The organism is Paraburkholderia sp. JHI2823 (genome assembly GCF_038900695.1).
Classification (GTDB): domain Bacteria; phylum Pseudomonadota; class Gammaproteobacteria; order Burkholderiales; family Burkholderiaceae; genus Paraburkholderia; species Paraburkholderia mimosarum.
This window is the reverse complement of sequence record NZ_JAYMRY010000037.1, coordinates 51,713-71,210: the sequence shown is the minus strand read 5'-3', so window position 1 is coordinate 71,210 and position 19,498 is coordinate 51,713. Positions and strand designations below refer to the sequence as shown.

Below are 19,498 nucleotides of genomic sequence, written 5' to 3'. Positions count from 1 at the left end.
GCAGACGCCAATTTCAGCGCCTTTTTCGGCGGCCAGCTGCTTCAGGCGGATCGCCGCGGACAGCCCGGCGGGGCCGCCGCCGACGATCACCACGTCGTATTCCATCGACTCGCGTGGGCCGTACTGCGCAATCAGATCACTCGACGACATATCCTCTTCCTTACTTCCTTGCTTGCTTCCCGGCGCCCGGCGGCACCGGCTCAGAACTGCACTTCGCTCAGCGCGAGCACGCCAGCGTCACCCTTGCCGGCGAGGACCGCGGTTTCGAGGCCGGCCGCCTGCGGGAGAATGTGCTCCGCGTAGAACTGCGCGATTGCGATCTTGGCGCCGTGGAACTCGGGATCGTTCGCGAGTTCGCGTTGCGAGACCAGCAGCGCGCGGGCCATTTGCCAGCCGCACAGCACGATGCCCGCGAGCTTCAAATACGGCACGCTGCCCGCGAACACCGCGTTCGGATCGCTCTTGACGTTCGCAACCACGTAATCGACGACATTCGAAAGCGCGCTCGCGCCCTTCTCCAGTTGCGTGCGCATCGACTGGGCCGCCGCGCCGCCCGCTGCGCCGAGCGCTTCTGCAGTCTGTGCGATGTCGGCAAGCAGCGCCTTCGCGACCGCACCGCCGTCGCGCACCGTCTTGCGGCCGACCAGGTCGTTTGCCTGAATCGCCGTGGTGCCTTCGTAGATGGCGAGAATGCGCGCATCGCGGTAGTACTGCGCGGCGCCCGTTTCTTCGATGAAGCCCATGCCGCCATGCACCTGCACGCCGAGGCTCGTCACCTCGTTGACCATCTCGGTGCTCCAGCCCTTCACGATCGGCACGAGGTACTCGTAGATCGCCAGGTTGCGCGCCCGCACTTCGGCGTCGGCGTGGAAGTGCGCAACGTCGCTATAGGCGGCCGCGACATAGCCGAGCGCGCGCGCGCCTTCGGTCATGGCGCGCATCGAGCCGAGCATGCGGCGCACGTCGGGGTGATGGATGATGGTAGCCGACTGCTTGAGCGAGCCATCGACGGGGCGGCTCTGCACGCGCTCCTTGGCATAGACCACGGCCTTCTGGTAGGCGCGATCGGCCACGCCGATGCCCTGCATGCCCACGCCGAAGCGCGCCGCGTTCATCATGATGAACATGTATTCGAGGCCGCGGTTCTCCTCGCCCACGAGATAGCCGATCGCGCCACCGTTGTCGCCGTATTGCAGCACGGCCGTCGGGCTCGCCTTGATGCCGAGCTTGTGCTCGATCGACACGCAATGCACGTCGTTGCGCGCGCCCAGCGTCCCGTCTTCGTTCACGAGGAACTTCGGCACGACGAAGAGCGAAATGCCCTTCACGCCTTCGGGCGCGTTCGGCGTGCGCGCCAGCACGAGATGGACGATGTTCTCGGCCATGTCGTGCTCGCCCCACGTGATGAAGATCTTCGTGCCGAAGACCTTGTACGTGCCGTCGCCCTGCGGCTCGGCGCGCGAGCGCACCAGCGCGAGGTCGGAGCCCGCCTGCGGCTCGGTCAGGTTCATCGTGCCGGTCCAGTCGCCCGAGATGAGCTTCGGCACGTAGCGCGCCTTGAGCTCGTCGCTGCCCGCCGTGAGCAGCGCCTCGATGGCGCCGTCGGTGAGCAACGGGCACAGCGCGAACGAGAGGTTCGCCGCGTTGAGCATTTCGATGCAGGGCGTGGCGATCAGCTTGGGCAGCGCCTGGCCGCCGAATTCGGTCGGATGCTGAAGGCCCTGCCAGCCGCCCTCGACATACTGGCGGAACGCCGCCGCGAAACCCGGCGTGGCCGTGACCTCGCCGTCGCGCCAGCTGCTCGGCGCGCGGTCGCCTTCCACGTTCAGCGGCGCGATGACTTCACCGGACAGCTTCGCGCACTCGTCGAGCACCGCCTGGGCGGTGTCGATGCCGGCGTCTTCGAAACCCGGCAGGGTTGCGACGGCGTCGATGCCGGCCAGCTCTTTCAGCACGTACAGCATGTCCTTGACGGGGGCGTTATAGCTCATGATCGGTCTTCCAGTCACACAGGGATAAATTGGAGGCGCCGCCGGGCCGCTTGCAAAGATGGCCACGAGGCAGCAGTACAGGACGAATCCTAGCGCCAAATGGAGGCGTCACCACTGTCCAAACCGGACCATATGGTGACAATTCTGGCCACGTTTTCGGCTGCATCGACCATCCATTGGGGTTGGCCCTGGCCGCTTTGACAAGGCGTTCGCTAACGTCGCGCGCGGTCCGGCGTTCAGCCGTGGCGCCGGTAGGTGCCCGGCGTGCTGCCGGTCCAGTGGCGAAACGCGCGATGGAAGGCGCTCGGATCATCGAAGCCGAGATCGCCCCCGATGGCCGCGATCGTGTCCTGTGTGTCGGTGAGGCGCTGGATCGCCACGTCGCGGCGCAGCTCGTCCTTGAGCGCCTGGAACGTCGTCTTCTCGGCGGCGAGGCGCCGGCAGAGCGTGCGCACCGAGCAGTGCTGGCTCTCAGCCGTCTGCTCGATAGTCGGCAGAACGGGCAGTTGCGCGGCGAGATACTGGCGCACGTTGTGGCTCACGAGCTGCTCGCTGAATGTCTCGAAGATCCAGTCGCCGGGCGAGCGCGCGAGGAACGCGCGCAGGTTGCGCTTGCTCTGCCGGATCGGCATGTCGAGGTAGGCCGCGCTGAAGCGCATGAGCGTGGCCTCGCAGCCAAAGCGCACGGGCCCCGAAAAGAAATACCGGTGATCGAGTGCGTGTGGCGGCTGCGGGCAGGCGAAATCGACTTGCAGGAGCGGGATGCGCTGGCCGATCAGCCAGGACGAGACGCCGTGCGCGAGCTTGAGCATCAGCTCCTGGCCCAACGGCCCAATTGCACCGTATGCCGGGTTGGCGCGCAATGTCACCTGGGCGACAAACCCCTCGCGGCGCGATTCGAGCCGGAAATCGTCGAGCACGATATGGAAGAACTGGTCGAATCGATGCAGCGCCGTTTCGAGGTTGCGTGCGTCAAGCAGGCTCAGGCACAGAAACTTGAGGGTGCCGCTGCGCAGCGGCCGGCTGAAGATACCGGGCATCTCGTCGTCGAGTTCGATGGCGAGGGTTTGATAGAGATTTGAAAACTGTTCCTCGGTCACGCGTCCGCCGGGCTTGGCGAGCAGTTCCGGCGCGATGCCCGCTTCGTTGAGATAGCGGCGAATCACGGCGGGTTCTGCATCGGCGGCGGCCAGAAAGCCGTTGACGAGCGAAATGGGGACGGTGGCGCTAGGCGATGGCATGCGTTGGCGACAGGAAGCGGCTGGAATCAGGCAACAGGGGCACGCGCTCGCGCGAGCTTGCGCGCTATTTTAAAACGGCGCGGCGCATCGCGCCCCAAAAGTCTTCCGATTGCGCGCGCCGGGCCGCCGTCGCGTCAAGTCACACCGCTCCGCTCCGCGCGAACGCTGCGAACCATGCGGGACTGTCAGGGTTGGCGACGGTGGCAGGATTCGCGACCTGCTCGAGCGGCTGCCCATCCCGATGCGGAGGGCTCTTGCAGGTTCGTCTGCACTAACGGTGCCGAAGCCGGCATGCAGGGAACAGTTCAGGGACGCCAGCGGGCGCGCTCGCGCAGTGTCGAGGGTCAGTTCGCGTTCAATGGGCAACGGCATGGGAAGGCAGCCCCTCGCCCCGCTGCAACTGCACTCGCTCGTCGGCCATCCGCCGCGACGGTGTCCATTAACATCCCGCCTCAGTCGTTTCGTTCTCCAGATAAACGAGTGCGGCCTGCGTGACCGAACCCGCCGCTTCGCCGAGCGCCGCCCCCCGCTGACCGATGATCGCATTCGATGCGCGTCGCAATTATTCTCAATATTTCGAATAAAAGACGGATTGGAACGATTTTTACCGGAGTCGATTCATTTTGGAATTAATCCAAAGAGTGCAGCACGCCTGTCGCCCTGGCTCGAAAAATATCGAATCCGAAAAATGGCGCGACGCAACATCCCTAAATGCCCCTCCTTACGCCGTCCAACAAGGTGCCTCAATGGGTGCGAGTTGCCAAAAGGCGTTTTCCGGCGCGCAATGCGCTTTTCCCATCACGCTCGGCCCGTCGTTTTTCTGTACGCAGTTCGCATAATTCCCGGTCATAAAAATGCCATGCTCCGGCCGCTTTAATTCAATTGCACCGATTCATCTCCCCATATCGGACCAAGGTCTTATTGCCAGATTTCACTCCCCCTATCAGATTGAGCGCGTAGCGACACGGCTTGCATTTCCCCGTCGCGAAATCCGCGCTGCAGTCGCAGGCACAAGCAAGCTCACGGTTTGGGCGCGCAGCGCGAGATGTGCGACCCAGCCGGCTCGTTCTGGAGACCGCTCATGTCCGAATCGACGTCTACGCCTGGCCCCGCTGCCGCACCCGATCGCGCCGCCGCACCGGCCGCCGCCAACAAATTGCGTCTCGGCGCGCTCACCGCCCTCGTCGTCGGCTCGATGGTGGGCGGCGGCATCTTTTCCCTGCCGCAAAACATGGCGGCCAGCGCCGATGCTGGCGCCGTACTGATCGGCTGGGCGATCACCGCGGTCGGCATGCTCATGCTCGCATTCGTGTTCCAGTCGCTAGCCTTGCGCAAGCCCGAACTAGACGGCGGGGTCTACGCCTATGCGAAAGCCGGCTTCGGCGACTATATGGGTTTCGGCTCGGCATGGGGCTACTGGATCAGCGCCTGGCTCGGCAATGTCGGTTACTTCGTTCTCCTGTTCAGCACGCTAGGCTACTTCTACCCGATCTTCGGGGAGGGCAATACACCGATCTCCATCATCTGCGCCTCGGTGCTGCTCTGGGCGCTGCACTTTCTCGTGCTGCGGGGCATCAAGGAAGCGGCGATCGTCAACCAGATAACGACGGTCGCGAAACTGGTGCCGCTGTGCCTCTTCATCATCATTTGTGCGTTTGCGTTCAGCGGCGCCACCTTCACAGCCGACTTCTGGGGCCAGTTGAACCCCAAGCTCGGCAGCGTGACGAACCAGGTCCGCAACATGATGCTCGTGACCGTCTGGGTGTTCATCGGCATCGAAGGCGCGAGCATCTTCTCGGCCCGCGCCGAGAAGCGCAGCGATGTGGGCAAGGCCACCGTCATCGGCTTCGTCGGCGTGCTGCTCCTGCTCGTGCTCGTCAATGTGCTTTCGCTGGGCATACTCACGCAGCCCAAGCTAGCGGCGTTGCAGAACCCCTCGATGGCCGGCGTGCTCGAAAACGTGGTCGGACACTGGGGCGCAATTCTGATCAGCGTGGGTCTCGTCGTGTCGCTCGCGGGCGCACTGCTCTCCTGGGTGTTGCTGTGCGCCGAAATCATTTTTTCGGCCGCACGCGACCACACCATGCCGAACTTCCTGCGCAAGGAGAACGCGAAGCACGTGCCGGCCAACGCGCTGTGGCTCACGAACGGCATGGTGCAGATTTTCCTCGTCATCACGCTGTTCTCGAAGGGCACGTATCTCTCGCTCATCTATCTCGCGACCTCGATGATCCTGCTGCCGTACTTCTGGTCCGCTGCCTACGCTTTGCTGCTCGCGGTGCGCGGCGAGACCTACGAAGCCGACAGTGGCGAGCGCAACAAGGATCTCGTCATCGCGGGTGTCGCCGTGATCTATGCCGTCTGGCTCATCTACGCGGGCGGCCTCAAATACGTGCTGCTCTCCGCACTCCTCTACGCGCCGGGCATCGTGCTGTTCGCGCGCGCCAAGCGCGAGGTCGGCCAGCCCGTCTTCACGAACATCGAAAAATTCGTTTTCGCCGCCGTTCTGCTTGGCGCACTGGTGGCGGCGTTCGGCCTGTACAAGGGCTTTCTCACCCTCTGATTCGAGGAGTTCCATGATGAGTACGGACACTGTCGCCTTCGGCGTACACTCCGAGTCGGGCAAGCTGCGCAAGGTCATGGTTTGCTCACCCGGTCTCGCGCATCTGCGCCTCACGCCCAGCAACTGCGACGAGCTTCTCTACGACGACGTCATCTGGGTCAGCCAGGCGAAGCGCGACCACTTCGACTTCGTAACGAAGATGCGCGAACGCGGCGTGGATGTCCTCGAGATGCACAATCTGCTTACCGAAACGGTGCAGCACCCCGAGGCACTCAAGTACATTCTTGACCGCAAGGTTCGCCCCGAGACCGTGGGCGTTTCGCTCGCAGGCGAGGTGCGCAGCTGGCTCGAAGGGCTCGAGCCGCGCAAGATCGCGGAATTCCTGATTGGCGGCGTGGTGGCGGAAGATATTCCGGATACCGAACAAAGCAAGATCCTCAAGGAATTTCGCCGTTATCTCGGCTATTCGAGCTTCGTGCTCGCGCCGCTGCCCAATAGCACCTTCACGCGCGACACCACCTGCTGGATTTACAACGGCGTCTCGCTCAATCCGATGTACTGGCCGGCGCGCCGCCAGGAAACGCTGCTCACCACGGCCATCTACCGGTACCACCCCGACTTCGCCGGCAAGGACTTCGAGGTCTGGTACGGCGACCCCGACGAGGACCACGGCGCGGCCACGCTCGAAGGCGGCGACGTGATGCCAATTGGCAACGGCGTCGTGCTGATCGGCATGGGCGAGCGCACGAGCCGCCAGGCCATCGGGCGTCTCGCGCAGAACATCTTCGCCAAGGGCGGCGCCAGGCGCATCGTCGTTGCGGGCCTGCCCAAGTCGCGCGCGGCCATGCACCTCGATACGGTGTTCAGCTTCTGCGATCGCGACCTCGTGACGATCTTCCCCGAAGTGGTCAACGAAATCGTGCCGTTTTCGATTCGCCCCGACGACAAGAGTCCCTCGAAGCTCGACCTGCGCCGCGAGGAAAAGCCCTTCGTCGATGTCGTGGCCGAGGCGCTGGGTTTGAAGAGCCTGCGCATCGTCCAGACCGGCGGCAACGCGTTCGAGGCCGAGCGCGAGCAATGGGACGACGGCAACAACGTGGTGTGCATCGAGCCCGGCGTCGTGATCGGCTACGACCGCAACACCTATACGAACACGCTGCTGCGCAAGGCCGGCGTGGAGGTCATCACGATCACGGCGAGCGAGTTGGGCCGCGGGCGCGGCGGCGGCCACTGCATGACCTGTCCGATCGTGCGCGATGCCGTGGAGTACTGAAAGTTTTCGTGACTGACGTAGTGGCCAGATCGGTCGCCTACCCTCAGCACACCAACCGTATTCGCAATGGAGAAACGACATGGCTTTCAACCTGCGCAACCGCAGCCTGCTCAGCCTGATGCATCACACCCCCCGCGAGCTGAGATACCTGCTCGACCTCTCGCGCGACCTCAAGCGCGCCAAGTACACGGGTACCGAGCAGCAGCACCTCAAGGGTGTGAACATTGCGCTCATCTTCGAAAAGACCTCCACGCGCACGCGCTGCGCGTTCGAGGTCGCCGCGTACGACCAGGGCGCGAATGTCACCTACATCGATCCGACCTCCTCGCAGATCGGCCACAAGGAGAGCATGAAGGACACCGCGCGCGTGCTGGGCCGCATGTACGACGCGATCGAGTATCGCGGGTTCAAGCAGGAAATCGTCGAGGAGCTCGCGAAGTTCGCGGGCGTGCCGGTGTTCAACGGGCTGACCGACGAATACCATCCCACGCAGATGCTCGCCGACGTGCTCACCATGCGCGAGCATTCCGACAAGGCGCTCACGCAGATCAGCTACGCGTATGTGGGCGACGCCCGCAACAACATGGGCAATTCGCTGCTGCTCGTCGGCGCGAAGCTCGGCATGGACGTGCGTATCGCCGCGCCAAAGTCGCTCTGGCCGCATGACGAACTCGTGGCGGACTGCAAGAAGTTCGCCGAGGAAAGCGGCGCGCGCATGCTGCTCACCGAAGACCCCAGAGAGGCCGTGAAGGACGTGGACTTCGTCCACACCGACGTGTGGGTGTCGATGGGCGAGCCGATGGAAGCCTGGGGCGAGCGCATCAAGGTGCTGCTGCCCTACCAGGTAAACATGGCGCTCATGAAGGCGAGCGGCAGCGCGCAAACACGCTTCATGCACTGCCTGCCCGCCTTTCACAACAGCGAGACGAAGGTCGGCAAACAGATCGCCGACAAATATCCCGAGTTGAAGAACGGCGTCGAGGTGACGGAAGAAGTGTTCGAGTCGCCGCTGAATCTCGCCTTCGAGCAAGCGGAAAACCGCATGCATACGATCAAGGCGATCCTCGTTTCCACGCTCGCCGACATCTGAGCCGCACCGTCTTGCGAGGCGGGTGCGCCACGGTGCGCCCGCCCTGCTCCAACGACACGCACAACCATGGGAGTGCATCATGCGAATCGTGATTGCGCTTGGCGGCAACGCGCTGCTGCGTCGCGGCGAGCCGATGACGGCGGAAAACCAGCGCGAAAACGTGCGCCTCGCGGCCACCCAGATCGCGCAGATCGCACAGGGTAACGAACTGGTGATCGCGCACGGCAACGGGCCGCAGGTCGGGCTGCTCGCGCTGCAGGGCGAGGCCTACAAGGACGTGCCCGGTTATCCGCTCGACGTGCTCGGTGCCCAGACCGAAGGCATGATCGGCTACATGATCGAACAGGAGCTCGGCAACCTGTTGCCCTACGAGGTGCCCTTCGCAACCATCCTCACCCAGGTCGAGGTGGACGCGCACGACCCGGCGTTCCAGCATCCGAGCAAGCCGATCGGCCCGGTCTACACGAAGGAACAGGCGGAGAAACTCGCCGCCGAGCGCGGCTGGGCCATCGCGCCCGACGGCGACAAGTTCCGCCGCGTGGTGGCGAGCCCGAGGCCGAAACACATCTTCGAGATCCGCCCGGTGAAATGGCTGCTGGAGCGCGGCACGATCGTGATCTGCGCGGGCGGCGGCGGCATTCCGACGCTCTATGGCGAAGGCCACAAGCTCGGCGGCGTCGAGGCCGTGATCGACAAGGATTTGTGCTCGGCCCTGCTCGCGCAGGAGCTGGAGGCCGACATGCTCATCATCGCCACCGACGTGAACGCCGCCTACATCGACTGGAGCAAGTCGACGCAAAAGGCGATCGCGAGCGCGCATCCCGACGAGCTGGAGAAGCTCGGCTTCGCGGCCGGATCGATGGGGCCGAAGGTCATGGCGGCTGCGGAGTTCGCGCGCAACACGGGCAAGGATGCGGTGATCGGCGCGCTGGCCGACATCGTGGCGATTACGCAGGGCAAAGCAGGCACGCGCGTGAGCACGGCGAGGCCGGGGCTGATCTTCTATTGAGTTCGGGCCGCCAGAAAACGGCGCCTGAAAGCAGCAGCCACTGAAAGTCAGGGCGCGCACCGCGGCGGGCAAAGCGGCGGTGCGCGCCCTGTCGCGTCTGTGCTCTACTCCTCGCGCGCGGGCGGCATCACCTGCGCGCTGATGGTGTGCTCGCGCCAGAACAGGTTGTTGATGCGCCCCTGCAACCTGCGCAGTCCCTCCTCGCTCGCCTCGTTGAACGTGAGCAGCGCGCCGGGCCGGCCCGACCCCTCTAGACGCTGAATCGCATCGAACGGCGGAAAGCCGTAGCGCTCCAGAAACTCGCTGATTTCAGCGTCGGTGACGTGTTCGTCGATATTTCCCAGCAGCAGATCGGCCATGGTGTCTACCCCTCATGAGCGTTCAATCGTGATGATAGTGTCGTTTGCTTCGGCGTGACGAGAAGACGCGCCGGTCGAGGTGCCGGACGAGTCAGAACTTTTCGGCCACGTACCGGTAAGCGTAGTCCGGGTCACGGTAGCCTTGTGCCTTCTGGCGCTCCGGCAGCGTGATCTTTCGGCGCGGCAGCGGTTCGTACGGAATGGCGTCCAGAATATGCTGGATGACGTTCAGACGCCCGCGCTTCTTGTCGTCGGACCGGACCACGAACCACGGCGTTTCCGGCGTATCCGTCATGTCGAACATCTCGTCGCGCGCGCGTGAGTAATCGTACCAGCGGCTATACGATTCGAGGTCCATGGGGGAAAGTTTCCAGACCTTGCGCGGATCGTTGATGCGACCTTCGAGGCGACGTGTCTGCTCTTTCTGGCTGACCTCGAGCCAGAACTTGATGAGGATCGTGCCCGAGTCGATGATGGCACGCTCGATGAGCGGCACGCCGCGCAGGAACTCGTTCGCCTGTTGTGGCGTGCAAAAGCCCATCACGCGCTCGACGCCGGCACGGTTGTACCAGCTCCGGTCGAATACCACGATTTCGCCCGCGGCGGGCAGCAGCGGCAGGTAGCGCTGGAAGTACATCTGGGACTTCTCGCGCTCCGTGGGCGCGGGCAGCGCGAACACGCGGAACACGCGCGGGCTCACGCGTTCGGTGAGCGCCTTGATCGTGCCGCCCTTGCCTGCTCCGTCGCGCCCCTCGAATAAAATGCAAACCCGCTTGCGATTCGCGACGACCCATTCCTGCAGCCGGACGAGTTCGCCATGCAGCCGCGCCAGTTCCTTTTGATAGGCCTTTTCGCCGAGCTTCTCCACGGGCTCTTCCGCCTGCTGCGCCTTCGCTTCCGCATTCTTCGCCATCGAAATGCTCCCCGCCGTGAGGCCTCCCACGAGGCATCGTTCCACTATGGTGCGTGGGACAGGGGCGCGCAATAGGACTTTGGACCAAGGCGGACTGCGGACCAGGGAACGGTTCGCCTTGCGGAGCAACAGGCACGCTCGCGCAGGGATCGATCAATCGTGTGCGTAGTTGAATTCGGGCATGGCCTGCAGTTGCGCCTTGTCGGTCCGCAGCACGATCTGCCGGCTGTCGATGCGCAGATCATTGAACGGCACCGCGACGAGATGCTTGCCCATGCCGAGGAACCCGCCCACGGAGAGGATCGCGAAGGCGCCCTGGTTGGGCGACTCGAGCACGATGTCGTCGATCGTGCCGATCTTGCTGCCGTTGTTGTCGTAGACATCGGAGCCCACCAGCCGGGAGGCGCGAAAGCCCGTGCCGGACTGCACCGTCGCCATGCGCTGCACGGCGATCGATTGCGGCGCACCCTGTGCGTGGACGGCCGTCGCCGCGCCCGATGTGCAACACAGCGCAACGATGAGCGCGCCAGCGTGGCCCAACGGCATCCGGCGCAGCAGGCGATTCGATCGGGTCGTCATGGCCTCCCCCTCCCTCGTGCGCGATGCACGGTGACGACCGAGGGGATGCAAGCGCTGTGCCCGGGGCTTCACGCCGACGCGAGCCAATGCTCGACCAGCGGCCCATGCTCGCCGTCGACGGGATCGGTCGGCGGAAACGGCAGCGCCTGCATGATCCGCAACTCGGCCGGCGTGGGCGCGCCGCGCCGAATATCCCACTGCTGCCCGCGCGGATACCCGCCCGCCACGCGAAAGCCACCCGCGAGCGAGAGCAGGCAATGACCCGTGCCAGCCGGGAGCAACAACGCGTCGCCTGCACGCAAGCGCAGCACCCGCCCGCCCGGGCCGCCGAGAATCAATTCGGCCGTGCCCGCGAATACACCGAGCACCTCGTGCGCCGTGGCATGGTAATGGTGATAGTCGAACAAGCCGTCGAATCGTCGCACCGGCCAGCCGTTCGCCTCGAAACGCTCGCTGAACGCGCGCGCGAGGTCCTGGGCGCCGGGTGCGAGCGCGCGCCGATAGACGATCACCGGCAAGCGCGCGTTGTTCGGCACCCAGCCATGCGGGGCCAGATGGAAGGCCTCGACGCTGCCTTTCCCTTGGGCTGGGCGGGTTTCGCGAGCTTTGCCGGGAAAATGAAAAACGCGATTTTCGTGCATCGTCGTTGCCCCCTTCGCATCGCTGCCCCCTGCCGCGCCGGACTCGTTCGTCGCGCTGCTTGCCTGGACGCTCGATGCGTTTGTGTTCCATAGACTGTGCCCGACGTTCACATAGCAACTGGCGTACCGGCCGTCATGCATGGCGCATCGCCCGAGTATCAGTTAGCTTTCCGAAGCATTTTCTCCAGTCCTCCGGGATGGCGGGTGCCACGCGGCACGTATCTGCGGTGGAGGGCCACATGGAGCCGCACCACGAGGCAACGAAGGACCGATGCCGCAGCGGTTCAGCGTCAGGACGCGCCCTGCTATCGCACGGCGACGCACCGATCAGCGCGGCTGGAACATGATGAGCGCCATGCCGCAAAGCGTGAACGCGATACCGGCCCAATCCCACGGGCTCGGCCGGACGGCCTCGACGGCCCACAGCCACAGGATGGCGACGCAGACATACACGCCGCCGTAAGCCGCATACGTGCGCCCCGCAGCCGTGGGATGGAGCGTGAGCAGCCACGCGAAGAGCGCGAGCGAAACCGCGGCGGGCAGGAGAAGCCACGCGCTCGCGCCTTCGCGCAGCCAGCGGTAAGGCAGATAGCAGCCGATGATCTCGGCGAGCGCGGTCACGACGAAAAGCAGGAACGTCTTCATGGGCGGCGGCCACGTATTGGCAAAATGCTGGCCTCTATGGCAGGGGCGCCCATGGTAACGCAGGTCGCTGCAAAGTCCATTCGCGCGACATTGGCAGAATCAGGCACGCGCCCGCTGGGAGGCGCGGGCCGGGGCGCTCAGGGACGCTCGCCGCGCGCGAGCCGCGCATCGATCTCGTTCACCACGGGCAGCAGATCGGCGACGCTGTCGATCACATAGTGCGCGCCCGCCGCCCGCAGACGCTCCACCGCCGCCGCCCGGCGGCGCGCGAACTCGTCCGGCGCGAGGGCGCGGACTGCTTCCTCGGCAAGCCCGAACGCGTTGCCGCTCACGGCGACGCCGACCGCCCACGTCCCCGCGTTGATGCCCTCTTCGATGCCGACTTCGGTGTCGTCCACCTTGATCGCCTCGCGCGCGAGCCACACGCCCAGTTCTGGCAGCGTGCGATAGATCATGTAGGGCGATGGGCGGCCCTCGGGCGTGTCGCCGGTGCAGACGATGCTGTCCGCCTCGAAGCCCTGCGCCTTTGCGACCGGCACGATGCGGTCGATGATCTCGCGCGTGTACCCCGTAGTCGAGCCGATGCGCACGCCGTCGGCGCGCAGCGCGGCGGTCACGGCCGCGACACCTGGAATCACGTCGCTGTACTGCGCGGCCACGGCGACGTTCTTCGGCACGAAGACGTCATACACGGCGTCGATGTCTGCCTCGCCCGGCGCATGGCCGTAGCGCGTTTCCCATGCCGCCGCGACGCGCGGCAGCGCGAGCAGCGCTGCAATATGCGGGCGCTTGGCCATACCCATCGGACCGCGTGCTTCTTCGATCGTGATCGGCACGCCGAATTCCTCGAAGGTCTCGACGAAGGCGCCCATCGGCGCGCGCGAACCGTAGTCGACCACGGTGCCGGCCCAGTCGAAGATCACTGCCTTGACGTGTTTCATAGTCCTGCCAAAGAATCGAGGGTGAGAAGTGGTGACGGATGCGGGCATCAAACCGCGAGCGCCTCGCGCGCGCCGAGGTCGAGCGGCGCGGGGGCCGCGCTCGCCACGCCGAGCGTGCGCAAGGCTTCGCCGCAAGCGGCCACGACGCGGCGCATGACGGTTTCATCGAGCGCGCCGATGCAGCCGATGCGGAAGCTCTCCACGCTCGTCAGCTTGCCCGGATAGATGATGAAACCCTGCGCCTTCATGAACTCGTAGAAGCGCGCGAAATCGAAGGCCGGATCGGCCGGCGAGAAAAACGTGACGATGATGGGCGAGCGCCAGCGTTGCGTGAGCAACGGCTCGAAGCCGAGTCCTTGCATGCCCTCGACGAGCACGTCGCGGTTGCGCGCGTAGCGCGCGAGACGCCCGGGCTGGCCGCCTTCGAGCGCGTGCAGCCGCAGTGCCTCGATGAATGCGGCAACCGCGTGCGTGGGCGGCGTGAAGCGCCACTGGCCGGTGCGGTTCATGGCGTCCCACTGGTCGTGCAGATCGAGCGAGAGCGAGTGACTTACGCCCTTCGCGTCGCGCAGCACTTCTTTTTTCGCAATCACGAAGCCGAAGCCCGGCACCCCTTCGATGCATTTGTTCGCCGACGAGACGAACGCGTCGCACGGCAGGGTGCGCACGTCGAGCGGCAGCGCGCCGAAGGCGCTCATCGAATCGATCAGGAGACGCCGGCCCTGGCGCGCTGTCACGGCGGCGATCTCTTCGATCGGGTTGAGGATGCCCGAGCTGGTTTCACAGTGCACCGCCACGACGTGCGTGATGTCAGGGTTCGTGGCGAGCAACTGCTCCACATCGGCCGCGCGCGGCGGCAGGTAGTCGCCCGTGTCGTGGACCGTGTGGCGGCGGCCGAGATAGCGCAGCGTCGTGGCGATGCGTTTGCCGTACGCACCATTGGCCAGCACGAGCGCATGGCCGTCGCGCGGCACGAAGCTGCCGAGCATCGCCTCGACGCAATAGCTTCCGCTGCCCTGCAGCGGCACGCAGTCGAATTCGCCGCGCTCGTCGCCGGCGATTTCGAGCAACGCGGCACGGAGTTGCGCGGTCATCGCCCGAAAGTCGGCGTCCCACGAGCCCCAGTCGCGCTGCATCGCGGCCTTGGTCGACGCCGCGGTGGTCAAAGGTCCGGGGGTCAGGAGATACGGCTCGGCAGGAAGGGACATGGGGGCTGCGGTAGGCGCAAAAGAGTCGATGCCGACACGTTAGCGCAGCGCGGGCCATCGGTAAAATCGATATAATCGATGTGCATATAACCTGCACTTATCGGCGCATCAAGGGGCATCGCATGCAATATGCGCAATTGCGGGCTTTTCACGCAGTCGCAGAACACGGCGGATTCTCGCGCGCCGCGCGGGCGCTCTCGCTTACGCAGCCCGCCGTGTCGGACCACGTACGGCGGCTCGAGCAGGATTTCGGGGTCAAGCTGTTCGAGCGTGGACCGCGCGGCGTCGAACCCACCGAACTCGGACGGCGGCTCTTTGCGCTCACGCGGCAGATGGTGGGCTGCGAGCGCGATGCGCGGCGGCTGCTCGAAGCCGCGGGCGCGCTCGAATCGGGCGAACTCGCGCTCGCGGCCGACGCGCCCGACCTCGCGATCAAACTGATAGGCGCATTCAGGCGGCGTTATCCCGGGGTGGTCATCAAGCTCACCATCGCAAACGCGACGGAATGCATGCGCCGCGTACTCGCGAGCGAAGCCGATGCGGCCATTACCGCCGCGCGACAGGTGCATAGTCGCTTGCAGGCCCGCGTGCTGCGCGAAGAACCGTTGGTCGCCGTCGTGCCCGCCGAGAGCCCGACCGCGAAAAAGCGCCGCATGACCTACGAGGAACTCGTGCGCGAGCCGATGGTGTTTCGCGAAACGCATTCGGTAACGCAGCAACTGCTCGAAGCGGAGCTGGTGCGCAAAGGCCTGCAGGTGCAACCCGTGCTCTATGTGGACGGACGCGAGGCACTGCAGACCGCCATCGCGCATGGCGTGGGTGTCGGGGTGATCGCGCACGCGGAGTTTGGCGAGTCGCGGCGCATTCGCATGCTGCCGCTCGTGGACTGCCAGGTGCGCATGGTCGAATCGCTCACGCGCCTTGCCGACACGTCCTCGTCGAAGCTGCTCGACGCGCTCTTTGCCACGCCGCTCGTCTGAGCGGAAGCGAGCCTGGCCACACGCGAACGCTCACGACACGACGATCTCCGTGGCAACCGCATGGAGCAGATCGCGCAACGTCTCGGCCTGGTCCATGCGCGCGCCGTGGCGCAAATGAATCCGCAGCGCGCGGCCCGCAATGCCATCGACCGGGCGTGCCAGCCACAGTTCGACTGCGAGCCCGAGCCCGTCGGGCGCATCGGGCACGACCGGTTCGACGACGCGGGGCTTGAAGGAGACGGATTCTGACATGGCGGGCCCTTCGGTGGCGGTATCGGGTTCATCGTAACGAGGCTGTGCGCCCGCGCCAAACGAGAAATCCGCGTATGCAAATGAGCGCGGCCCGCCATTGAATCGCGCTGACGCTGGTATGCGCGCCCGCCCGGCATGAACGCTGCCGGCGAGCCCCATGGCCGCGCGCAAGATCGAGCCGCCCCGGAGCCGGACTTCTTGCCTCGATTGCTGCCGTCGTGCCTTATCGCACCCTATTGCACCCTATCGCACCCCTATCGCACCGGATTCGAAGCGTGCTCGCCCACCACCGTTTGCCACGGACGCACACGCCAGTTCTTCACGAGACCGGAGCACACGTAAGGGTCGGCGCGCGCAAACGCTTCCGCAGCGGCCGGGCTGTCGCCCTGAAAGAGCAGCAGCGCACTGTCGACGGGATCGGCGATCGCGCCCGCGAGCAGCAGTTCACCGCGTTCGGCCGCGGCCCAGGCGAGCGCCAGATGCGCGCCGCGGTGCTCGGGGCGGCGTTCGAGGTAATCGTCGGCGAGTTCGTACATCAAGAGGTAATGCATGGGCGTTCTCCGTGCTGTTGCGGCCGAAGTGGGCTGGCGGGACGGCCGCCGATGACCGTCGGGCAGCGGCGTCTTCGTCAACCGAATACGCCGCAGCGTCGTTTTAATGGCGGCTACGCCAATAATAGCTGCGCGCTGGAGGTGCGCCCGCCATTCACGGCCTGGCCGCACGTCTACCGACAACGTCCAATTCAAGGGAGTCAACGATGAAGATGCAATCCGTCATTGCTGCAATCGTACTGGGCGGCGTGCTGGCCGCTCCGGCGTTCGCGCAAACGGCCGCGCCCGCCTCCGCGCCCGCGGCGAATAGCCAGCAGAACAAGATGAAGGACTGCAACGCCAAGGCCGGCGACAAGAAAGGCGACGACCGCAAGGCGTTCATGAAGCAATGTCTTTCGGCCGCCGGCGCCCCGGCACCCACGATGACCCAGCAGGAACGCATGAAGGCGTGCAACACGCAGGCCGGCGACAAGAAAGGCGACGACCGCAAGGCATTCATGAAGCAGTGCCTCTCGACGAAGACCTGAGCGAAGCGTCCGGGCCCACTGCCCAACGTCAGGATCCGCGCGCCGCAGCGTTTGCTGCGGCGCTTTTTTATGCGCGGTGTTGTGCACTGCAGCGTTTCACTGTTAGCCGGCACGCGGGCCTTGCGTTGTGCGAATCATCGGCGGTCTGCGCGCAATCGCGTCTGCTCCCCCCATTCGGCCGCGCCGTTTTTCTCCTATGATGGCTGCAGCGGCGGCCCTTCCCCAACGACATCCCACATAGCCATCGGGCCGTCGCGTTGACGTTGATGCCAAAGGTATCGAACGGAGGCGCAGATGGCATGGAGACACAAGAACCGCTGGTTTCGCCGCTGGCTGATGGTGATCGTCTTCTGGCTCGTGCCCGTGATGATCGTCGCGGTGCGTGAGGCTCAGGACGAGATGGCGTATAACCGCGCGGACCTGCAACACGCGCTGGCCACCTGGACGTTCACGGATGCCCAACGCGCCGCGGGGGCCCCGCTGCGCTGCCACGGCACGCCCGAAACGGCGCGCGCGGCCGGCTGCCCCGCCGACGTGCTCGCGGCGAACGCCAGGCGACAACAGGACGCGCGTGACGAATACGCGGTGCGGCGCTCGACGCTCGCCGGCTACCTGTGGCGTGCGTTCGTCGGCTACTGGGTCGTGCCTGCTGCAGTGCTGCTCGCAATCGGCGTGCTGATCGGCGGCGTGAAGCGCGCGTTGCGGCGGCCCACGACCAAGCCGGTGCCCGAGCACTAGACGTCATTGCGAGGCCGACCCTTCGTGCGGCGTTCGCCCTGCGCCGCCTCGACGAACGGACTGCAACGTTCCTGTATAACCGATCAGCGGCGCCCGCAACCCAACGGAGAACAAGATGACCGTATCTCGCTTCCTCTTGAAGGCCTCAACCGCGATCTTTCTCGGCGCAGCGGCGCTTACGGGCTGCACCACCACCGGCAGCCAAACGCCTGACGCTGCCGCCAATGCGTCGCGCGCCCAGTCGATCGACGCCGATGTCGACGCCACGTTGTCGCGCCTCTATCAAACCGTGCCCGGATCGCGCGATCTGGTCGGCAAGGCTCGTGGCATCCTGGTGTTTCCGCGCGTGATTCAGGCAGGTATCGGCGTAGGAGGCGAGCACGGCGACGGTGCGCTACGCGTGGGCGGCAAGACCGTCGGCTTCTTCAGCACGTCTTCGGCATCGGTTGGCGCGACGCTGGGCGCGCAGTCGAAGTCCGTCATCTACCTCTTCATGACGGACGAAGCGCTCGCCAAATTCCAGAATTCGAGCGGCTGGGCGGTGGGCGGCGACGCCTCCGTCGCGCTCGTGAAGGTCGGCGCGAACGGCACGATCGATACCACCACGGCCACTCGTCCCGTTGAAGTCTTCGTGCTCACCAATAGCGGGCTGATGGGCGACCTCTCGCTCGGCGGCACGAAGATCACGAAACTCGAACTGTAACGCGCATCTTTCGCGTTAGCGCGCCCGGCGCGCGGACGCTCAGGTCGCGGACGTATCGATCACCTTGAAGCGCGAGCGCTTGTTCGCGCGGATCACGGCCTCGTACGCCTGCACGTACTCCTGAGCCATGCGGTGCGATGTGAAGCGCTCGTCGAACCGACGTCTCACGCCTGCGCGCGAAATGTGCGAGATGCGGTTCACTGCCGCCACGGCGCCGATCTCGTCCTCGACGATATAACCCGTCACGCCCTCTTCGACCACCTCGGGCACCGCGCCGCGATTGAACGCGACCACGGGCGTGCCGCACGCCATCGCCTCGATCATGACGAGGCCGAAGGGCTCCGGCCAGTCGATGGGGAACAGCAGCGCATGCGCGCCGGAGAGAAATTCGGCCTTCTGGCTGTCGCTGATCTCGCCCACGTACTCGACATGCGGCAACGCGAGCAACGGCTTGATGTCGCGTTCGAAATACTCGCGGTCGGCCTCGTCGACCTTGGCCGCGATGCGAATGGGCAGACCGCAGCGGCCGGCAATCCGTATTGCGGTATCGACGCGCTTTTCCGGCGAAATGCGGCCGAGAAACGCAAGGTAACGCGGCGCCACCGGCTGCGGCACGTAGAGCTTCTCCGGCAGGCCGTGGTAGACGGTGCGCAGCCAGCGCGCCTGGGGCATGGGCTGGCGCTGCGCATTCGAAATCGAGATGACGGGTGCCGTGTTGAACGTGTCGAACACCGGCTGCTGCTCGGGCAGATCGAGACGGCCGTGCAACGTCGTCACGAACGGCGTTTCCTGGCGCTTGAACACCGAAAACGAGTAGTAGTCCATATGGAAGTGCAGCACGTCGAACTGGTCGGCCTGGCGGCGCACCATTTCCATGAGGAGCATGTGCGGCGCGATGCGGTCGCGAATGCCGGGATCGAGCCGCAGCGCCCGCGGCCACACGGGCTCGAGCTTCGCGCTCGTGAGCGAATCGCCGCTCGCGAACAGCGTGACGTCGTGCCCGAGATCGACCAGTGCTTCGGTGATATACGACACGACGCGCTCGGTACCGCCGTACAGCTTGGGTGGAACCGACTCGGTCAGCGGGGCGATCTGCGCAATTCTCATCAGGTGTCTCCAGAAAACGGGGCCGCGTTGCGCTGTCTTGCGGTGCGGGTCATTCTAAGCCAGGCGGGGGCCGGCCTCCGCGCCGTTCGAGCCTCGTTCGGGTTCGCACGGAGTCGCGCAGGGCCCGCTTCGGGCACGCATCGGCTACGCAGCGATCGCCCCATTATTCGGCAAGCCGGGCGCGCGC

Annotated in this window: 21 protein-coding genes; 8 read left to right on the top strand and 13 right to left on the bottom strand. The window is 65.3% G+C overall.

Annotated features, from left to right (window positions below):
* The 3 genes from VSR34_RS29670 to VSR34_RS29660 form a co-directional block, all read right to left on the bottom strand.
* The coding region (locus VSR34_RS29670; RefSeq protein ID WP_342964238.1) for an FAD-dependent oxidoreductase at window positions 1–150 on the bottom strand (150 nt) is incomplete at its 3' end.
* A gap of 50 nt (window positions 151–200) precedes the next feature.
* A complete protein-coding gene (locus VSR34_RS29665; RefSeq protein WP_028213142.1) occupies window positions 201–1,991 on the bottom strand; it encodes an acyl-CoA dehydrogenase in 1,791 nt (596 codons plus the stop codon).
* 236 nt (window positions 1,992–2,227) lie between these two features.
* The gene (locus VSR34_RS29660; RefSeq protein WP_342964234.1) at window positions 2,228–3,232 is read right to left on the bottom strand and encodes an AraC family transcriptional regulator; all 1,005 of its coding nucleotides are present in this window, start codon (window positions 3,230–3,232) and stop codon (window positions 2,228–2,230) included.
* Window positions 3,233–4,427: 1,195 nt separating this feature from the next.
* Between VSR34_RS29660 and arcD the strand changes: the two genes are divergently transcribed.
* The 4 genes from arcD to arcC all read left to right on the top strand — a co-directional run bounded on the left by arcD (window position 4,428) and on the right by arcC (window position 9,167).
* Entirely contained in the window at window positions 4,428–5,795 is a 1,368-nt protein-coding gene (gene arcD, locus VSR34_RS29655; protein ID WP_342964237.1) for an arginine-ornithine antiporter, read from the top strand.
* A 16-nt stretch (window positions 5,796–5,811) separates the two neighbouring features.
* Complete coding sequence (gene arcA, locus VSR34_RS29650; RefSeq protein WP_028213139.1) at window positions 5,812–7,068, top strand: arginine deiminase; 1,257 nt, start codon at window positions 5,812–5,814, stop codon at window positions 7,066–7,068.
* Between the two features lie 79 nt (window positions 7,069–7,147).
* Window positions 7,148–8,158, top strand: a complete 1,011-nt coding sequence (locus VSR34_RS29645) for an ornithine carbamoyltransferase (RefSeq protein ID WP_028213138.1) — start codon at window positions 7,148–7,150, stop codon at window positions 8,156–8,158.
* 79 nt (window positions 8,159–8,237) lie between these two features.
* A complete protein-coding gene (arcC, locus tag VSR34_RS29640) occupies window positions 8,238–9,167 on the top strand; it encodes a carbamate kinase (protein ID WP_342964233.1) in 930 nt (309 codons plus the stop codon).
* A gap of 104 nt (window positions 9,168–9,271) precedes the next feature.
* On the opposite strand, the gene VSR34_RS29635 is transcribed toward arcC, so the two are convergent.
* The 7 genes from VSR34_RS29635 to VSR34_RS29605 form a co-directional block, all read right to left on the bottom strand.
* The gene (locus tag VSR34_RS29635) at window positions 9,272–9,526 is read right to left on the bottom strand and encodes a hypothetical protein (RefSeq protein ID WP_028213136.1); all 255 of its coding nucleotides are present in this window, start codon (window positions 9,524–9,526) and stop codon (window positions 9,272–9,274) included.
* A 91-nt stretch (window positions 9,527–9,617) separates the two neighbouring features.
* Window positions 9,618–10,439, bottom strand: coding sequence for a polyphosphate kinase 2 (ppk2, locus tag VSR34_RS29630; RefSeq protein ID WP_342964232.1), 822 nt, complete (start codon window positions 10,437–10,439; stop codon window positions 9,618–9,620).
* Between the two features lie 153 nt (window positions 10,440–10,592).
* Window positions 10,593–11,018 carry a PRC-barrel domain-containing protein gene (locus tag VSR34_RS29625; protein WP_238327958.1) on the bottom strand — a complete coding sequence of 142 codons (426 nt, stop codon included), beginning with the start codon at window positions 11,016–11,018 and terminating at the stop codon, window positions 10,593–10,595.
* Window positions 11,019–11,086: 68 nt separating this feature from the next.
* Window positions 11,087–11,659 carry a cupin gene (locus VSR34_RS29620; protein ID WP_028213133.1) on the bottom strand — a complete coding sequence of 191 codons (573 nt, stop codon included), beginning with the start codon at window positions 11,657–11,659 and terminating at the stop codon, window positions 11,087–11,089.
* A gap of 327 nt (window positions 11,660–11,986) precedes the next feature.
* Complete coding sequence (locus tag VSR34_RS29615; protein WP_342964231.1) at window positions 11,987–12,304, bottom strand: YnfA family protein; 318 nt, start codon at window positions 12,302–12,304, stop codon at window positions 11,987–11,989.
* 137 nt (window positions 12,305–12,441) lie between these two features.
* Window positions 12,442–13,245 carry a phosphonoacetaldehyde hydrolase gene (gene phnX / locus VSR34_RS29610; protein WP_028213131.1) on the bottom strand — a complete coding sequence of 268 codons (804 nt, stop codon included), beginning with the start codon at window positions 13,243–13,245 and terminating at the stop codon, window positions 12,442–12,444.
* 47 nt (window positions 13,246–13,292) lie between these two features.
* Window positions 13,293–14,453, bottom strand: coding sequence for a 2-aminoethylphosphonate--pyruvate transaminase (locus VSR34_RS29605; RefSeq protein ID WP_051390994.1), 1,161 nt, complete (start codon window positions 14,451–14,453; stop codon window positions 13,293–13,295).
* Window positions 14,454–14,575: 122 nt separating this feature from the next.
* On the opposite strand from VSR34_RS29605, the gene VSR34_RS29600 reads away from it, so the two are divergent.
* A complete protein-coding gene (locus VSR34_RS29600) occupies window positions 14,576–15,433 on the top strand; it encodes a LysR substrate-binding domain-containing protein (protein ID WP_028213129.1) in 858 nt (285 codons plus the stop codon).
* Window positions 15,434–15,463: 30 nt separating this feature from the next.
* Here the strand turns inward: VSR34_RS29600 and VSR34_RS29595 are convergent, their stop codons facing one another.
* Window positions 15,464–15,685 (bottom strand): hypothetical protein, encoded by a 222-nt coding sequence (locus VSR34_RS29595; protein ID WP_028213128.1) that lies wholly within the window; start codon window positions 15,683–15,685, stop codon window positions 15,464–15,466.
* Window positions 15,686–15,939: 254 nt separating this feature from the next.
* Window positions 15,940–16,236, bottom strand: a complete 297-nt coding sequence (locus VSR34_RS29590) for a YciI-like protein (protein ID WP_342964230.1) — start codon at window positions 16,234–16,236, stop codon at window positions 15,940–15,942.
* A 206-nt stretch (window positions 16,237–16,442) separates the two neighbouring features.
* Here VSR34_RS29590 and VSR34_RS29585 point away from each other — a divergent pair, with 206 nt between their 5' ends.
* The 3 genes from VSR34_RS29585 to VSR34_RS29575 all read left to right on the top strand — a co-directional run bounded on the left by VSR34_RS29585 (window position 16,443) and on the right by VSR34_RS29575 (window position 18,204).
* On the top strand, window positions 16,443–16,763 hold the full coding sequence (locus VSR34_RS29585) for a PsiF family protein (protein WP_028213126.1): 321 nt from the start codon (window positions 16,443–16,445) through the stop codon (window positions 16,761–16,763).
* 294 nt (window positions 16,764–17,057) lie between these two features.
* Window positions 17,058–17,501 (top strand): hypothetical protein, encoded by a 444-nt coding sequence (locus VSR34_RS29580; RefSeq protein WP_028213125.1) that lies wholly within the window; start codon window positions 17,058–17,060, stop codon window positions 17,499–17,501.
* 115 nt (window positions 17,502–17,616) lie between these two features.
* The gene (locus VSR34_RS29575) at window positions 17,617–18,204 is read left to right on the top strand and encodes a YSC84-related protein (RefSeq protein WP_028213124.1); all 588 of its coding nucleotides are present in this window, start codon (window positions 17,617–17,619) and stop codon (window positions 18,202–18,204) included.
* A 39-nt stretch (window positions 18,205–18,243) separates the two neighbouring features.
* Here VSR34_RS29575 and VSR34_RS29570 read toward each other — a convergent pair whose 3' ends face one another.
* On the bottom strand, window positions 18,244–19,311 hold the full coding sequence (locus tag VSR34_RS29570) for a glycosyltransferase family 4 protein (RefSeq protein WP_028213123.1): 1,068 nt from the start codon (window positions 19,309–19,311) through the stop codon (window positions 18,244–18,246).
* Between the last annotated feature and the right edge of the window lie 187 nt (window positions 19,312–19,498).

Excerpts from the sequence above, each read along its gene's own strand:
- VSR34_RS29665 (WP_028213142.1), bottom strand. The coding sequence starts at position 1,991 with ATGAGCTATAACGCCCCCGTCAAGGACATGCTGTACGTGCTGAAAGAG.
- VSR34_RS29660 (WP_342964234.1), bottom strand. The coding sequence starts at position 3,232 with ATGCCATCGCCTAGCGCCACCGTCCCCATTTCGCTCGTCAACGGCTTT.
- arcD (WP_342964237.1), top strand. The coding sequence starts at position 4,428 with ATGGTGGGCGGCGGCATCTTTTCCCTGCCGCAAAACATGGCGGCCAGC.
- arcA (WP_028213139.1), top strand. The coding sequence starts at position 5,812 with ATGAGTACGGACACTGTCGCCTTCGGCGTACACTCCGAGTCGGGCAAG.
- VSR34_RS29645 (WP_028213138.1), top strand. The coding sequence starts at position 7,148 with ATGGCTTTCAACCTGCGCAACCGCAGCCTGCTCAGCCTGATGCATCAC.
- arcC (WP_342964233.1), top strand. The coding sequence starts at position 8,238 with ATGCGAATCGTGATTGCGCTTGGCGGCAACGCGCTGCTGCGTCGCGGC.
- VSR34_RS29635 (WP_028213136.1), bottom strand. The coding sequence starts at position 9,526 with ATGGCCGATCTGCTGCTGGGAAATATCGACGAACACGTCACCGACGCT.
- ppk2 (WP_342964232.1), bottom strand. The coding sequence starts at position 10,439 with ATGGCGAAGAATGCGGAAGCGAAGGCGCAGCAGGCGGAAGAGCCCGTG.
- VSR34_RS29625 (WP_238327958.1), bottom strand. The coding sequence starts at position 11,018 with ATGACGACCCGATCGAATCGCCTGCTGCGCCGGATGCCGTTGGGCCAC.
- VSR34_RS29620 (WP_028213133.1), bottom strand. The coding sequence starts at position 11,659 with ATGCACGAAAATCGCGTTTTTCATTTTCCCGGCAAAGCTCGCGAAACC.
- VSR34_RS29615 (WP_342964231.1), bottom strand. The coding sequence starts at position 12,304 with ATGAAGACGTTCCTGCTTTTCGTCGTGACCGCGCTCGCCGAGATCATC.
- phnX (WP_028213131.1), bottom strand. The coding sequence starts at position 13,245 with ATGAAACACGTCAAGGCAGTGATCTTCGACTGGGCCGGCACCGTGGTC.
- VSR34_RS29605 (WP_051390994.1), bottom strand. The coding sequence starts at position 14,453 with ATGTCCCTTCCTGCCGAGCCGTATCTCCTGACCCCCGGACCTTTGACC.
- VSR34_RS29600 (WP_028213129.1), top strand. The coding sequence starts at position 14,576 with ATGCAATATGCGCAATTGCGGGCTTTTCACGCAGTCGCAGAACACGGC.
- VSR34_RS29595 (WP_028213128.1), bottom strand. The coding sequence starts at position 15,685 with ATGTCAGAATCCGTCTCCTTCAAGCCCCGCGTCGTCGAACCGGTCGTG.
- VSR34_RS29590 (WP_342964230.1), bottom strand. The coding sequence starts at position 16,236 with ATGCATTACCTCTTGATGTACGAACTCGCCGACGATTACCTCGAACGC.
- VSR34_RS29585 (WP_028213126.1), top strand. The coding sequence starts at position 16,443 with ATGAAGATGCAATCCGTCATTGCTGCAATCGTACTGGGCGGCGTGCTG.
- VSR34_RS29580 (WP_028213125.1), top strand. The coding sequence starts at position 17,058 with ATGGCATGGAGACACAAGAACCGCTGGTTTCGCCGCTGGCTGATGGTG.
- VSR34_RS29575 (WP_028213124.1), top strand. The coding sequence starts at position 17,617 with ATGACCGTATCTCGCTTCCTCTTGAAGGCCTCAACCGCGATCTTTCTC.
- VSR34_RS29570 (WP_028213123.1), bottom strand. The coding sequence starts at position 19,311 with ATGAGAATTGCGCAGATCGCCCCGCTGACCGAGTCGGTTCCACCCAAG.